At 60.2% G+C, this 13,606-nt stretch carries 12 protein-coding genes; 6 read left to right on the plus strand and 6 right to left on the minus strand.

Annotated features, from left to right (window positions below; genetic code table 11):
• The first annotated feature begins 127 nt into the window (after window positions 1–127).
• Window positions 128–1,309, plus strand: coding sequence for an MFS transporter (locus tag V6M87_RS13785; protein WP_332877213.1), 1,182 nt, complete (start codon window positions 128–130; stop codon window positions 1,307–1,309).
• Between the two features lie 567 nt (window positions 1,310–1,876).
• Here the strand turns inward: V6M87_RS13785 and V6M87_RS13790 are convergent.
• Both V6M87_RS13790 and V6M87_RS13795 read right to left on the minus strand, forming a co-directional pair.
• Window positions 1,877–2,653, minus strand: coding sequence for an HPP family protein (locus V6M87_RS13790; protein ID WP_332877214.1), 777 nt, complete (start codon window positions 2,651–2,653; stop codon window positions 1,877–1,879).
• Window positions 2,654–2,685: 32 nt separating this feature from the next.
• A complete protein-coding gene (locus V6M87_RS13795; RefSeq protein ID WP_332877215.1) occupies window positions 2,686–3,165 on the minus strand; it encodes a nuclear transport factor 2 family protein in 480 nt (159 codons plus the stop codon).
• 153 nt (window positions 3,166–3,318) lie between these two features.
• Between V6M87_RS13795 and cynR the strand changes: the two genes are divergently transcribed.
• Window positions 3,319–4,218, plus strand: a complete 900-nt coding sequence (cynR, locus tag V6M87_RS13800) for a transcriptional regulator CynR (protein WP_332877216.1) — start codon at window positions 3,319–3,321, stop codon at window positions 4,216–4,218.
• 1 nt (window position 4,219) lies between these two features.
• Here the strand turns inward: cynR and V6M87_RS13805 are convergent, their stop codons facing one another.
• The 3 genes from V6M87_RS13805 to argH all read right to left on the minus strand — a co-directional run bounded on the left by V6M87_RS13805 (window position 4,220) and on the right by argH (window position 7,080).
• The gene (locus V6M87_RS13805; protein ID WP_332877217.1) at window positions 4,220–5,434 is read right to left on the minus strand and encodes a M24 family metallopeptidase; all 1,215 of its coding nucleotides are present in this window, start codon (window positions 5,432–5,434) and stop codon (window positions 4,220–4,222) included.
• Complete coding sequence (locus tag V6M87_RS13810) at window positions 5,431–5,601, minus strand: hypothetical protein (RefSeq protein ID WP_332877218.1); 171 nt, start codon at window positions 5,599–5,601, stop codon at window positions 5,431–5,433. The genes V6M87_RS13805 and V6M87_RS13810 overlap by 4 nt, the downstream gene beginning before the upstream one ends.
• Window positions 5,602–5,685: 84 nt before the next feature.
• Window positions 5,686–7,080: an argininosuccinate lyase gene (gene argH / locus V6M87_RS13815; RefSeq protein ID WP_332877219.1), complete on the minus strand. Its 1,395-nt coding sequence runs from the start codon at window positions 7,078–7,080 to the stop codon at window positions 5,686–5,688.
• A 164-nt stretch (window positions 7,081–7,244) separates the two neighbouring features.
• On the opposite strand from argH, the gene V6M87_RS13820 reads away from it, so the two are divergent.
• From V6M87_RS13820 to V6M87_RS13835, 4 genes are all read left to right on the plus strand, one after another.
• Entirely contained in the window at window positions 7,245–7,682 is a 438-nt protein-coding gene (locus tag V6M87_RS13820; protein WP_332877220.1) for a GNAT family N-acetyltransferase, read from the plus strand.
• Window positions 7,683–7,775: 93 nt separating this feature from the next.
• Window positions 7,776–9,017, plus strand: coding sequence for a cyanophycinase (locus tag V6M87_RS13825; protein ID WP_332877221.1), 1,242 nt, complete (start codon window positions 7,776–7,778; stop codon window positions 9,015–9,017).
• Window positions 9,018–9,066: 49 nt separating this feature from the next.
• Window positions 9,067–10,476 carry an IgA Peptidase M64 gene (locus tag V6M87_RS13830; protein ID WP_332877222.1) on the plus strand — a complete coding sequence of 470 codons (1,410 nt, stop codon included), beginning with the start codon at window positions 9,067–9,069 and terminating at the stop codon, window positions 10,474–10,476.
• Between the two features lie 135 nt (window positions 10,477–10,611).
• Entirely contained in the window at window positions 10,612–11,106 is a 495-nt protein-coding gene (locus V6M87_RS13835) for a hypothetical protein (protein WP_332877223.1), read from the plus strand.
• 124 nt (window positions 11,107–11,230) lie between these two features.
• Here V6M87_RS13835 and parC read toward each other — a convergent pair whose 3' ends face one another.
• On the minus strand, window positions 11,231–13,591 hold the full coding sequence (gene parC / locus V6M87_RS13840) for a DNA topoisomerase IV subunit A (protein ID WP_332877224.1): 2,361 nt from the start codon (window positions 13,589–13,591) through the stop codon (window positions 11,231–11,233).
• Window positions 13,592–13,606 lie beyond the last annotated feature (15 nt).

Below are 13,606 nucleotides of genomic sequence, written 5' to 3' on the forward strand. Positions count from 1 at the left end.
AAATCCTCGGGTGACCTGAGCAATAATGGGAGAGTTGGCATAATTTAGGTATTTTATGTCATTCCATCTATATTAAGCGAAGCTAATTTTCGCTAAAGTCGATGTTTCACTATTAAAGATCGACAGCATGATAACTAATAAAAAAAATTGGGCCGCCGTCGCCCTGGTTGCGGGCATACTTCTTATTGCAGTGAACTTGCGTTTACCGTTCACTAGTGTGGCGCCGGTAGCCTCCTGGATTCAGAGCGACTTTGCTCTGAGTACCAGTGCCATAGGCTTGCTGACGTCGTTACCGCTATTCGCGTTTGCTGCATTTTCCCCATTGAGCGCATCGATCGCACGCATTTTCGGACTGGAGCGAACGCTGTTCGGCGCTCTGCTCCTCATCACGGCTGGTAGCCTCATTCGATCAAGCGGACAGGTTTGGACCTTATATGCCGGGACGGTCCTGATCGGTGTCGGAATCGCGTTAGGGAATGTGCTGCTGCCAAGCCTGATAAAACGGGATTTTTCAGCCAATGTTGCATCCATGACCGCTGCGTACTCGATCGCGATGGGCCTGGCTGGCGCGATCGGCTCCGCCGTCGTGATTCATCTGACACTCAATTGGGGATGGCAAGTGTCGCTCGCGATGTTTGTGCTCGTTCCTGCGGTCGCACTTTTGGCATGGATGCCACAATTGAAGAAACATGGGACGTCTATTCAAGCTGGAGCCAGCCAAAGCACCGGCGTCCAGGTTTGGCGTAATCCCCTGGCGTGGCAAGTGTCGTTATTCATGGGCTTCAATGCAATGCCTTTTTATATTGCGATTGGTTGGCTGCCGACCATCCTGATGAACCAGGGCATATCGGCGGCACAAGCTGGATCGATGCATGGTGTGTTGCAATTAGCGACCGCTGTGCCAGGGTTGATTTTGGCAGCCGTTATACGCCGTATGAAAGACCAAACAATTGCGGCAGTGGTCGTCAGCCTGATGTCTGCGGTGTCATTTGTGGGGTTGATCTACGCGCCTTCTTTCGCCCTGTTATGGTCGATAGCGCTGGGCTTTGGATGCGGTGCCAGTATGATGCTGTGCCTGGCGTTTATCGGATTGCGTACGACGAACGCCAAGGACGCCGCTGCACTTTCAGGTATGGCGCAGTGCGTCGGCTATCTGATGGCTGCTGCCGGGCCAATGATCTTGGGTGCATTTCGCGACTGGCTTGGCGGATGGACAATGCCATTGTTGATCGCCTCTGGCATCGCCGTTCTTGGCGCGTTGATGGGAATGTTAGCTGGGCGGAACGTCCATCTAGAACTTACTTCTTGAAACAGGCAAGATTGCGTTGTCATCGGTCTTCATGCACTCGTACTTATTCCTAAGTAGCCGTTCCGAGTGGCATAGCATTTTGACAGAGCAAAACTAGCGCATCTGGCATGACCGCCCGCAATCGACCCAAAGCGGAAGTTCATCCTTTGTCACCGCACACTCGGCGTTAGCACGGCATTAAATCTGTTTTCAATTCCGACTCATAGACTTCGGCTTCGTACAGACAGGCGCCGAGCGTTGGGAAATGTGCCAGGACCATCGGACGACCCTCCGGACTAGTGAACCCTTGGTCTAGGACCACTAGGTCGCCAATCCTCGGAACTCGAACTTCGGGTGAGAGAATTCTATAGCGATCGGCAGGCAGCTCCACCAAGAGCCTGGCACGGGGGGGATCCGATACGAATTTAGCAGCCATAAGTTTGACCGTTCCTGTGTGGGTGCCTTGAATGGCTGCGTTTGGCCGAACTCGGCCGTTCAGGGCAGCATAGCAGTTTGCCACGTTGGAAATCCAGTGCCCACTGCCATAGGCCGAAATCGTCCCGCGGGCGTTTTGATTGACCGCTCGACTCAGGATGGCTTGGGAATTTTCACGCGCCGTCGATGACTTTCCCGTGCTATTTCTTGCAGCATCCATTCCAGGTCAGCGACATCGACATCAAGCATCTCGCTACGCCTGCGCAATACCGCGTCAAGATCCGCACGCGTAAACATCTCTGTCGCTTCATGGTCAAACACAGGCATCTTGGTACTCGCACGGTGCGGGTAGCGATGACCCGTGAGCCGATGGTAAACGATGGCAGCGGCAAGCAAGGCAAGCGAATTGATACCGACCGGGAACAGCACGAAGGCATAGCCGAGCGCATGAATCGTGCTGCCTCCCAGCACCGCCGTGATCGCCACGGCCCCGGATGGTGGATGCACGCACCGGAACCAAAACATCAGCAGTACTGTTAGCGCCACGGCGACTGCTGCCGCCAGGAGCGGCATTGCAATCAAGCAGGCGCAGCTGACACCAGCCACGGCGCCGATCAGATTGCCACCGATTAGTGCCCATGGTTGCGCTAGAGGACTGGCCGGTACGCCGAACAACAGCACGGCAGACGCGCCCATTGGCGCTGCCAGCAATGGCAGGGTCTCGCTTGGCCCAATGAAAAAGTAGGCAATCGCCGCAGTAAAAAGGAGGCCGATCAAAGCGCCTAAGCTGCTGCGCAATTGTTCACGTGGACGGATCTGCATCGGGGCGGGAAGGAAGTCACGATACCAGCGCGCAAAAGACGACAAAATGAAATCTTTCCTGAAAAAGTGAACAGGCGGTCGCCGTGCTACGGCGCGGGTTGGGGACATAGCAGACCGCACGCCAGCAGGCAGACCTCGCTTTACAAGCCCATCTCGGTAAGGCCAGGATGGTCATCGGGACGGCGCCCCAACGGCCAGTGATATTTGCGGTCAGACTCGGCGATGGGCATATCGTTGATGCAGGCAAAACGACGTTGCATCAGGCCGTCCTCTGCAAATTCCCAATTCTCGTTGCCATACGAGCGAAACCAGTTCCCCGCATCGTCGTGCCATTCATACGCATAGCGCACGGCAATCCGATTGCCTTCGAACGCCCACAGTTCCTTGATCAGGCGGTAGTCGAGTTCCTTGCGCCATTTGCGTTCGAGAAAAGCCTGTGCCTCCGCGCGACTGTGGACAAATTCAGTACGGTTACGCCAGCTTGTGTCGAGGGTGTATGCCAATGCCACCCGCGCGGCGTCACGGCTGTTCCAGCCGTCCTCGGCGAGCCGCACTTTTTCGATCGCGCTGGTCCGGGTGAATGGTGGAAGTGGGGGACGGGCTGATGCAGATAACGACATAAAAATCTCCTGGTAAAACACTGATATGCAGTGTGCTGGCGATGAAGCGAAAATGGACTGTGACCGGTACAAGCAATATAGCAACTTAGAGCCATAACGTCGAAGACGCATATGCGATGATATTGATAAGTAAAACGAATCGTCAGGACCGCTATGCTGTTGCGTCACATCCGCTATTTTCTTGCCGTTGCAGAGCATCGGCACTTCACCCGTGCAGCGACTGCGCTGCATGTTTCGCAACCGGCACTTTCGCAGCAAATCAAGCAGCTCGAAGCATTGCTGGGTGTCCAGCTGTTCGACAGAAGCGGAAAAAGCGTGCGCCTCACGGATGCCGGCGAGGCATGGATGGTTCACGCGAAACTCGGCCTGCAGCATATTCACGCCGGCGCCCGGGCGATTCAGGAGGTTGGCACCTTGCACCGTGGTGTGCTGCGTTGCGCTGCGCCGCCGACGCTGACGCCGTATTTGATGGGTCCGCTGATAGCCCGGTTCCATGCACTGCATCCAGAGGTCACAGTCAATTTTCTGGAAATTGCGCAAGAGGAGATTGAAGCGATGCTGACCGACGACGAACTTGACCTCGGCATCGTCTTTAGCCCGCTGCAACGCACGGACCTCGACTACACGCCGCTGTACGAAGAAAAGCTTGGCTTTGTGGCTGGCGCCAGTCATCGACTCGCCGCCCGGTCTGCCCCGTTGCCACCAGCAGCGTTCGCTGCCGAACCGCTGGTTTTGCTCAACAGGTCGTTTGCGACGCGCCAGCATATCGATGCTTACTGCGCGCGCCACGGCATCGTGGCACAGGTCGCAGTCGAAGTGAACGCGGTCGGCGCATTGCTTGAAATTGTTCGTCAAGGAACGTTGGGGACGGTACTGCCGACCCCGATATCTGCCGTCCATCAAGAACTGCGCGCCGTTCCGCTGATGCCGTCGATGCAGTCGCGCCAGGTGGTTTACGCCCGGCGCAAAGGGGCTTATCGCTCAGCGGCGAGCAATGCATTGGTAGACGTATTGAACGGCTTGATGCGGGATATTCGCCATACTCACCAGTAAGTTACTGCGTCAGTCCAAATGGATCGTCGATGCTGTGCGACGGCTCGGTGAACCACTTCGGACCGGTGGCCGTCATATAAAAATGGTCTTCCAGGCGGATACCGAATTCGCCCGGCACGCAGATCATCGGTTCATTCGAAAAGCACATGCCGACGTCGAGTGGCGTGCTGTCGTTGCCGACCAGATACGGCCACTCGTGGATATCGAGGCCGATGCCGTGGCCGGTGCGGTGCGGCAGACCGGGCAGCTTGTAGCCGGGGCCGAAACCGTCGGCCTCCAGTGCGCGGCGCGCCGCGGCATCCACGTCCGCGCAGGGCACGCCCAGCTGGGCCGCGGCGAAGGCGGCTGCCTGCGCCGCCTTCTCGCTGTTCCATACCGAGCGCTGGCGCGCGCTGATCGGGCCGTACACGTAGGTGCGCGTGATATCCGAGATGTAGTTGTGCAGCTTGCAGCCGGTGTCGATCAGCACCGTGTCGCCGGCTTTCAGCGTTTGCACATAGCTCACCCCGTGCGGATACGCCGTGGCCTCGCCAAACAGCACGATCACAAAGTAGGAGCCCGTTGCCCCGACCTTGCGGTGGGCCTGGTCGATGAAGGCTTCCACTTCGATGGTGGTGATGCCTTCACGCAGGATGCTGGCGGCGGCGATATGCACGGCCAGCGTCATGTCCTTGGCGCGCTGCATCAGCGCGAGTTCGTCGGCCGACTTGCGGCTGCGGCAGTACGCCGTGACCGCGCGCGCGTTTTCAATCCTAAAACCTGCGGCGTCAGCCAGCGGCTTGATACCGTCGACAACAAAGAACGGGGCGCTTTCGTCGATGCCGATGCGCCCACCGTCCAGGCCCATGCGCACCAGCGTGGCGACGAACAGCTGGTACGGGCTTTCGTGCTCCTGCCAGGTGTTGATGGCGCCCTCGACCACCATGAAGTCCTGGAGCGAGCCTTCTTCGAATGCCGGGGCGATGTACTCGACCGCGCCCGTGGCCGGGATGATGGCGCCCACCATGCGTTCGCTCGGATGCCATTTGGTGCCGGTGAAATACGTCAGGTTGGTGCCGGCGCCGACATAGATCGCGCCGATGCCCTGCGTGCGCATGAACGTCTGCGCGCGCGCGATGCGCTCGACATGCTCTTCTTTGCCGATGGCGACGGCGCCCGCGGTCATGTCGGATAAGGAGGCCAGGGCCTGTTCGATGGTGGTGCCGCCAATGCTCATGTGTCGTTCCTGGGTTCCCACTTGCGCGCGTAAGCGTCGTGGACGTGTCGGGTGATGTTGGCAGAGAGCCCCTTGCCCTGTTCGGCGAGGCGCTGCATTTGCTCGATGTTGTGCATGCCGGCGCGGGCGATGCCCAAAGCCGTAGAAGTGTGCTGGTAGCTGGGCATGGCAAGCTCAGTATGGGTCCCGGCTTTCGCCGGGAGTCAGCCCGACCAATGGAAGGGAAGACATTCTTACGACCGTGGTTCTGTTCAGGCCAGCTGGCCGCGCACGCGTGCAATCGCTTGTTTCACCTGGTTCGGCGCGGTGCCGCCGACGTGGTCGCGCGCGGCGACGGAGCCTTCCAGCGTCAGCACGGCAAACACGTCGTCGCCGATCAGCGGGGAGAATTCCTGCAGGCGTGCCAGCGACATCTCGGACAGGTCGCACTTCGCATCGTCGCAGGCGCGCACGGCATGCGCCACGGCTTCGTGGGCGTCGCGAAATGGCAAGCCTTTCTTGACCAGGTAATCGGCCAGATCGGTCGCCGTGGCGTAGCCCTGCAGGGCCGCAGCGCGCATATTCTCCGGCTTGACGGTGATGCCGCCGGCCATGTCGGCGAAGATGCGCAGCGTGTCGGTGACGGTGTCGATGGTGTCGAACAGCGGTTCCTTGTCTTCCTGGTTGTCCTTGTTGTAGGCCAGCGGCTGGCCTTTCATCAGGGTCAACAGGCCCATCAGGTGGCCGTAGACGCGGCCGGTTTTGCCACGCGCCAGTTCCGGCACATCCGGATTTTTCTTTTGCGGCATGATCGACGAGCCGGTGCAGAAGCGGTCGGCAATGTCGATGAAACCGATGCGCGGGCTGATCCACATCACCAGTTCTTCGCTCATACGCGACACGTGCATCATGATCAAGGCAGCTGCGGCGCTGAACTCGATGGCGAAATCGCGGTCCGAGACGGCGTCGAGCGAGTTGTGGCACACGTCGTCGAAGCCCAGCGTCTTGGCCACGCGCAGGCGATCGATCGGAAAGGTGGTGCCGGCCAGCGCTGCGGCGCCCAGCGGCAGGCGGTTCACGCGCTTGCGTGCGTCCTGCATGCGCTCGACATCGCGCCCGAACATTTCGACATAGGCCAGCATGTGGTGGCCGAAGGTGATCGGCTGGGCCACTTGCAGGTGGGTGAAGCCGGGCATGATGGTGTCGTAGTGGCGCTCGGCCAAATCCGTCAGCGCGCTGCGCAGGCCGTTCAGCAGGATGACGATGTCGTCGATCGCGGCGCGCACGTACAGGCGGATGTCGGTGGCCACCTGGTCGTTGCGCGAGCGGCCCGTGTGCAGGCGCTTGCCGGCGTCGCCCACCAGTTCGGTCAGGCGCTTTTCGATATTCAGGTGGACGTCTTCCAGGTCCAGCAGCCACGCAAAACTGCCGGCGTCAATTTCTGCGCTGATTTGCGCCATGCCGCGCTCGATCTCGGCGCGGTCGCCTGCGCTGATGATACCTTGTGCCGCGAGCATCTCGGCGTGCGCCAGCGAACCCTGAATGTCGAAGGCCGCCAGCCGTTTGTCGAAGAACACCGACGCGGTGTAGCGCTTTACGAGGTCGGAGACCGGTTCGGAAAAACGCGCCGACCAGGCTTCGGCTTTTTTGGAGAATTGTTCGTTCATGGTGGGGTCCAGTGAGAGTGCGGCATCAAAAATATGCAGCGATTATAAACCGGCCCTGTGGCCGCCACCGATTGACCCGGGGGGCGCTGCGGCTGGCCAACGAGAAGGGCACACGCGGCGCCGAATTCTGAATAGAATAGGGCTTATTTGACTACCAAGCTCCCATGGAAAAATCCGCATCGCCCTTGCAGATCAGTACCGACCTCGCACGGCTGGATATCCCGATGATTTATCGGTATCTCAGCGAAGAATCGAGTTGGGCGGTGGGCATCGGCCGCGACGTGGTCGAGCGCTCTATCGACAACTCGCTGTGCTTCGGTGCCTACCTCGACGGCACCCAGATCGGGTTCGCGCGCGTGATCAGCGATTACGCCACCTTCGCCAACCTGGTCGACGTGTTCGTGTTGCCGGCGTACCGGGGGCGCGGTTACAGCAAGCAATTGATCCAGGCCGTCGTCGACCATCCCAGCTTGCAGCGGCTGCGCCGGTTCACGCTGGCCACCTTTGATGCGCATGACCTCTACCGCCGCTTTGGCTTCACCGCACCCAGCCGGCCGGAATTGCTCATGGAAAAATACTTTCCTAACCTCTATTTATCGTGACTCGGCTCAACATGGCGACAAGGAACCGCAATCAGGCTTACCATGGTGGCGTTTCCCGTGCGTCTACTTAGCTGGGGTTAGAGAGGAAGGCGTATGTTTTTTCGTTCTGCTGTGCAGGTTGCGCTGGCGCTGGCGCTTGGTTCCACGCCGTTTATTACAAACAATGCCACAGCAGCGCAGATGCCTGCCAGGGATGCGGACGTACGCGGTTCGCTGGTCATCATCGGCGGGAATGCCCGCGACGACAACAACGCTATCTGGAACCGCGTCGTGCAGCTGGCCGGTGGCAAGGGGGCGCGCATTGCCGTTTTTGCATCGGCCGCGTCGAATCCCGAGCGCATTGGCCAGAGCAATGTCGACACCTTGAAGGGTTTCGGCGCGAATGCCTTCCTGGTCCCGGTCGCGGTGCGCATGACCACCGTCGACTATAAAATCGCCGCCGACGATCCGGCCGTGGCCGAATCCGTGCGCACGGCCGGCGGCGCCTATTTTGCCGGCGGCGACCAGGCCCGCATCACGCGCGCGCTGCGCCACCCCGACGGCAGCAACACCCTGGTGCTCGACGCCTTGTGGGATATGTACCGGCGCGGCGGCGTCATCGCCGGTTCCTCGGCCGGCGCGGCCATCATGAGCAGCACCATGTTCGGCGAGCCGCGCACGGTGCTGGCCACGCTGAAACTGGGCGTGGCCGAAGGCCAGGAAATCACCGAAGGCCTCGGCTTCATTGGCGACGACGTATTCGTCGACCAGCACCTGCTGGTACGCGGCCGCTTCGCGCGCATGCTGCCGGCCATGCTCAAGAAGGGCTATAAACTGGGCCTGGGCATCGACGAAAATACCGCCATGATCGTCAGCCCCAACCGCGACGTCGAAGTAGTCGGCTACAAGGGCGCGCTGCTGCTCGACCTGGCGCAGGCGTCGTCGAAAGAGGGCGCGTTCAACGTCAGCAACGTCAAGGTCAGCTACCTGGACGACGGCGACAAATTCAACATCACCACGCGCAGCTTCCTGCCCGCGCTGGAAAAACTCGAGGGGCCGCTCGACCGCAACAAGCCGTACTACCGCGAACCGCTGTTCTCTGCCGATATCCTGAGCAACAGCACCGTGGTCGATCTGATGGGCAAGCTCATCGACAGCGACCAGCCCGACGCCATCGGCATCACGCTCGGCAGCCCGAACAGCGTGCAGCCCGACCTCGGCTTCGAGTTCCGCCTGACCCGCACGGCCGACAGCGTCGGCTACCAGTCGGCCATTACCGATAATTACTCGGTCTACAATATGCGGCTCGATATCCGGCCCATCACCATTCGCCGGCCGCTGTACCAGTACAAGTAGGCGTGGTGCCGGAGGGTACAATCGCCGGATTGTCCCTCTTCCAGCTGCCATGCCAACTTTCCACGCGCTTTTCTCTGCCGTCGCCCTGACCGCCTCGCTGGCCAGCGCCGCGCCGCAACCGGCCACCGTCCGCGTCGACTACACCCACGCCGGCAATGCCCTGTCCGACCAGTACGCGCTGGAACGGGTGCTGATCGAGCCGCTGCCGTGGCCCGGCAACAGCGCCCGCAACTTCGACGACAGCAACCGCGGCCAGAACCGGGTCGAAGTGAGCGATGCGAAGACGGGCGACTTGCTGTATGCGCGCGATTTCTCCACCATCTTCGGCGAGTGGCGCAGCACCGAAGAAGCGCTCAAAATGAGCCGGAGCTTTCATGAATCGGTGCGTTTCCCGAAGCCGGACCGGCCGGTCAAGGTACGCATTTTGAAACGCGATGAGCGCCAGCTGTTCTCGGTCGCGTGGAGCGTCGATGTCGATACCGACGCGCCGGACGTGATCCGCAAGCTGCCGCCGGCGCCCGTGAAACCCATCCCCATCAAAGTCAGCGGCGCCTCGCCCGACAAGGTCGACCTGCTGATTCTCGGCGACGGCTACACGGCGCTTGAACTGAAAAAATTCGAAGCGGATGCCCGCCGCCTGGCCGCGCACTTGTTCGACGTCTCGCCGTTCAAGGAACGCGCCAACGACTTTAATGTGTGGGCGATGGCGGTGCCGACCCAGGAGTCGGGTGTGTCGCGCCCCTCGACCGGCGTGCACCACGCGTCGGCGCTGGGCACGCGCTACGACATCTTTGGCAGCGAGCGATATGTGCTGACGCTGGACAACCGCGCGCTGCGCGACCTGGCCCAGTACGCGCCTTATGAATTCATCGAAATCCTGGTCAACAACGACACCTACGGCGGGGGCGGCATCTTCGGTCAGTTCAGCACCGCGGCGGCCGGCAATGCGTGGTCGAATTACCTGTTCGTGCATGAGTTCGGCCATCACTTCGCCGGCCTGGCCGACGAGTACTACACCTCGCCCGTGGCCTACCAGTCGAGCGAGGCGCGGATGGAGCCGTGGGAGCCGAACGTGACAGCGCTGCGCGACCCGGCGCAACTGAAGTGGCGCCGCCACGTACAAGCCGGCACGCCGCTGCCGACCGCATGGCCGAAGGACGACTACGAAGCATACTCGCGCGCCTACCAGAAGCGCCGTGCCGCCCTGCGCGCCGCCAACCGGCCCGAGGCGGAGATGAATGCGCTGTTCGAGGAAGACCTGGCCCATACGAAAGCCTTGTTCGCCAGGGCGCCCCAGCGCAATGCCATCGGCGCCTTCGAAGGCGCGAACTACGAAGCCAAGGGATATTACCGGCCCGCCATGCAATGCCTCATGTTCGACCGCAGCGAGCAGTTTTGCCCGGTCTGCCAGGACGGCATCACGGACATCATCGATTTATACGCGGGTTACAAAATGTGATAATTGCAACAAGTCATTACTATGTTCGCTGTCGAACAGACTGCCTATTGGGAAATGTTTATTCTGAAACTGTTGCAGAATAAAAAGAGCGGAACGACCGCACTGAATCTACATTTACTTTAGAGGACATACATCATGAATAAATTACTCGCTACCCTGATCGGCGCCATGCTCGCCACCGCTGCTGTCGCTCAAACGCCAGTGACCACCACGACCACCGCTACCCCGGCTGTTGTGAAAGCAGAAGCGAAAGCTGAGAAAGCTGTCACCAAGGCCGAGATGAAAGAAGTCAAAGCAGACGCTTCCGCTGACAACAAAGTCGCCAAGGCACAAGCCAAGAACGACAAAACCAAAGCCAAAGCCCAGGAAAAGCTGGTAAAAAAAGCGGCGGACGCCAACGAAAGCATCGCCAAAGCTGACCCGGAAGACAAAGCCAAGGCCACCGCCAAAGCAGAAGACAAAATGGCCGATGCTAACCACAGCGCTGAAAAGAAAGCCATCAACGCTGACAAAAACCTGATCAAGACCCAAGTCGACGCTGCTGCCGATAAAGCAAAAGCCAGCGCGAAAACGACGGAAGTCAAAGCAGAAGCGACTGCTGACGTGCATAAAGCCGCTGCCAAGAACTAATTGGCTGCTGTGGGGCGCTAAGGCGTTCCATGCAAATAAAAAATGCGCCTCGAGGGGCGCATTTTTTATGGGTGCGTCGTCCCCGCGCAGGCGGGGATCCATAGCGCGCCATCGACGTTAAGGGTTATTCCGCACCCTGATCCCCACCCAGAATCCGCGGCGCCAGATCCTTTGCGCGCAATTTCGCGCTCAACGGTTTGCCCTTCTTCGCCCGCTTGCCATAGTGCGGCTCCAGTCCCGACGCAAACAACTCGACGGTGCGCGGCTTGTCGCCGGCCCAGGTGCCGACGACGTTCACGCCTTTCTGGCTGATCGGCTGCGCCGCCAATAATTTCTCTTTCGGCTCCAGGTCCATCAGCGTGACACCGCGCCCACCGTTGGTCAGCGTTTTCATTTCGTCGATGCCAAACACCAGCACGCGGCCCTTTTCAGACAGGCAGGCAATTGCGCCAGCCGCTTCCATCACCACGCGCGGCGGCAGCGGTACGGCGCCGTCGTCGAGTGTCACGAACGACTTGCCACCTTTTAAGCGGCTGACCATGTCGCCGGCTTTGGCGATAAAGCCGAAACCTGCCGACGATGCCAGCAACAGCGAGGTGGCGCCGGAACCCGCAAAATAATGTTCGATCCGCGCCGACTTGCCATTCGTGCTGGCCAGGTCGACCAGCGTCGTGATCGGCACGCCATCGCCGCGCGCGCCGGGCAGGGCGGATACCGGTACCGAATACACTTTGCCGTTGTCGCCAAAGCCGAGCAGCGTGTCGACCGTGCGGCATTCGAATGCCGCATACAGCGAATCGCTGGCCTTGAAGGTGAACTGGGCAACGTCGTGGCCAATGCCGCTGCGCGCCCGCACCCAGCCTTTTTCGGACACGATCACCGTCACCGGTTCATCGATCACTTTTTGTTCCGACACCGCCTTTTGCGCTTCTTCGATCACGGTGCGGCGCGCGTCGCCGTACAGTTTCGAGTCGGCTTCGATTTCGCGGATAATCAGGCGCTTCATCGTGCCCGGGTTGTCGAGGATATCCTGCAAGATCCCCTTTTCCTTGCGCAGTTCCGCCAGTTCCTGCTCGATCTTGATCGCTTCCAGGCGCGCCAGTTGGCGCAGGCGGATCTCGAGAATATCTTCGGCCTGGATCGACGACAGATTGAATTCGGCGATCAGCGCGGCCTTCGGATCGTCCGAATTGCGGATGATGGCAATGACTTCATCGATATTGAGCAGAACCGCGACCCGGCCTTCCAGGATGTGGATGCGTGCATCGACTTTCGCGAGCTTGAATTCGGTGCGGCGTTTCACTGTGACAAAACGGAAATCGACCCACTCCTGCAGAATCTCCAGCAAGCCTTTTTGACGCGGACGGCCATCGCCGCCTATCATCACCAGGTTAATCGATGCCGACGATTCGAGCGAGGTATGCGCCAGCAGCATCAGCATGAATTCGGTCTGGTCCTGGTTTTTCGATTTTGGTTCGAACACCAGGCGCACCGGCGCATTGCGGCCCGATTCATCGCGGATGGTGTCGAGCGCCCCCAGAATCGTCTGCTTCATGCCCAACTGCTCGGCCGACAAGGCTTTCTTGCCCAGCTTGATTTTCGGGTTGGTCAGCTCTTCGATTTCTTCCAGCACCTTCTGCGACGAGGTGCCCGGTGGCAGTTCGGTGACCACCGCCTGCCACTGGCCACGCGCCAGCTCTTCGATTTTCCAGCGCGCGCGCACTTTCATCGAGCCGCGCCCGCTGGCGTACATATCCGAGACCTGCGAGGCGGTAGTAATCAGCTGGCCGCCGCCCGGGAAGTCCGGCCCCGGCATAATGGTCATCAGTTCGGCATGCGACAGATTCGGATTGCGGATTAACGCGACGGCCGCAGCCGCTACTTCGGTGAGATTGTGCGACGGGATTTCGGTGGCCAGGCCGACCGCAATACCTGACGCGCCATTGAGCAACACCATCGGCAGGCGCGCCGGCAATTGTCTTGGCTCTTCGAAGGAACCGTCATAGTTGGGCTGGAAGTCGACGGTACCGAGGTCGAGTTCATCGAGCAGCAGGCGCGACACCGGCGTCAGGCGCGCTTCGGTGTAACGCATCGCGGCGGCGCCATCGCCATCGCGCGAGCCGAAATTGCCCTGGCCGTCGATGAGCGGGTAGCGCAGCGAAAAATCCTGTGCCATGCGCACCAGCGCGTCGTACACCGACTGGTCGCCGTGCGGGTGCAGTTTACCGAGTACGTCGCCGACCACGGTGGCCGATTTGCGTGGCTTCGAGGTACTCGACAAGCCCAGCTCGTTCATCGAAAACAGGATGCGGCGCTGCACCGGCTTCTGACCGTCGGAGACGTCCGGCAGGGCGCGGCCCTTGACCACCGAGACGGCGTAATCAAGGTAGGCGCGCTCGGCGAACGTGGACAGGGTCAGCGTTTCGGCGTCGTCTGGCGGCGGTGGCGGGGGTGAGGCTTGGTCAAACAGGTTGGATTGGGACATGGTTCAATTCGTTTT

Origin of the sequence: Massilia sp. S19_KUP03_FR1 (genome assembly GCF_036688685.1) — a bacterium.
Taxonomy (GTDB): domain Bacteria; phylum Pseudomonadota; class Gammaproteobacteria; order Burkholderiales; family Burkholderiaceae_D; genus JALYUM01.

What these genes read in the sequence shown, in the direction of transcription:
- V6M87_RS13805 (WP_332877217.1), bottom strand. Translation starts at nt 5,434, where the DNA reads ATGAGCATTGGCGGCACCACCATCGAACAGGCCCTGGCCTCCTTATCC.
- argH (WP_332877219.1), bottom strand. Translation starts at nt 7,080, where the DNA reads ATGAACGAACAATTCTCCAAAAAAGCCGAAGCCTGGTCGGCGCGTTTT.
- V6M87_RS13795 (WP_332877215.1), bottom strand. Translation starts at nt 3,165, where the DNA reads ATGTCGTTATCTGCATCAGCCCGTCCCCCACTTCCACCATTCACCCGG.
- V6M87_RS13790 (WP_332877214.1), bottom strand. Translation starts at nt 2,653, where the DNA reads ATGTCCCCAACCCGCGCCGTAGCACGGCGACCGCCTGTTCACTTTTTC.
- V6M87_RS13785 (WP_332877213.1), top strand. Translation starts at nt 128, where the DNA reads ATGATAACTAATAAAAAAAATTGGGCCGCCGTCGCCCTGGTTGCGGGC.
- V6M87_RS13835 (WP_332877223.1), top strand. Translation starts at nt 10,612, where the DNA reads ATGAATAAATTACTCGCTACCCTGATCGGCGCCATGCTCGCCACCGCT.
- V6M87_RS13825 (WP_332877221.1), top strand. Translation starts at nt 7,776, where the DNA reads ATGTTTTTTCGTTCTGCTGTGCAGGTTGCGCTGGCGCTGGCGCTTGGT.
- cynR (WP_332877216.1), top strand. Translation starts at nt 3,319, where the DNA reads ATGCTGTTGCGTCACATCCGCTATTTTCTTGCCGTTGCAGAGCATCGG.
- V6M87_RS13830 (WP_332877222.1), top strand. Translation starts at nt 9,067, where the DNA reads ATGCCAACTTTCCACGCGCTTTTCTCTGCCGTCGCCCTGACCGCCTCG.
- V6M87_RS13810 (WP_332877218.1), bottom strand. Translation starts at nt 5,601, where the DNA reads ATGCCCAGCTACCAGCACACTTCTACGGCTTTGGGCATCGCCCGCGCC.
- parC (WP_332877224.1), bottom strand. Translation starts at nt 13,591, where the DNA reads ATGTCCCAATCCAACCTGTTTGACCAAGCCTCACCCCCGCCACCGCCG.
- V6M87_RS13820 (WP_332877220.1), top strand. Translation starts at nt 7,245, where the DNA reads ATGGAAAAATCCGCATCGCCCTTGCAGATCAGTACCGACCTCGCACGG.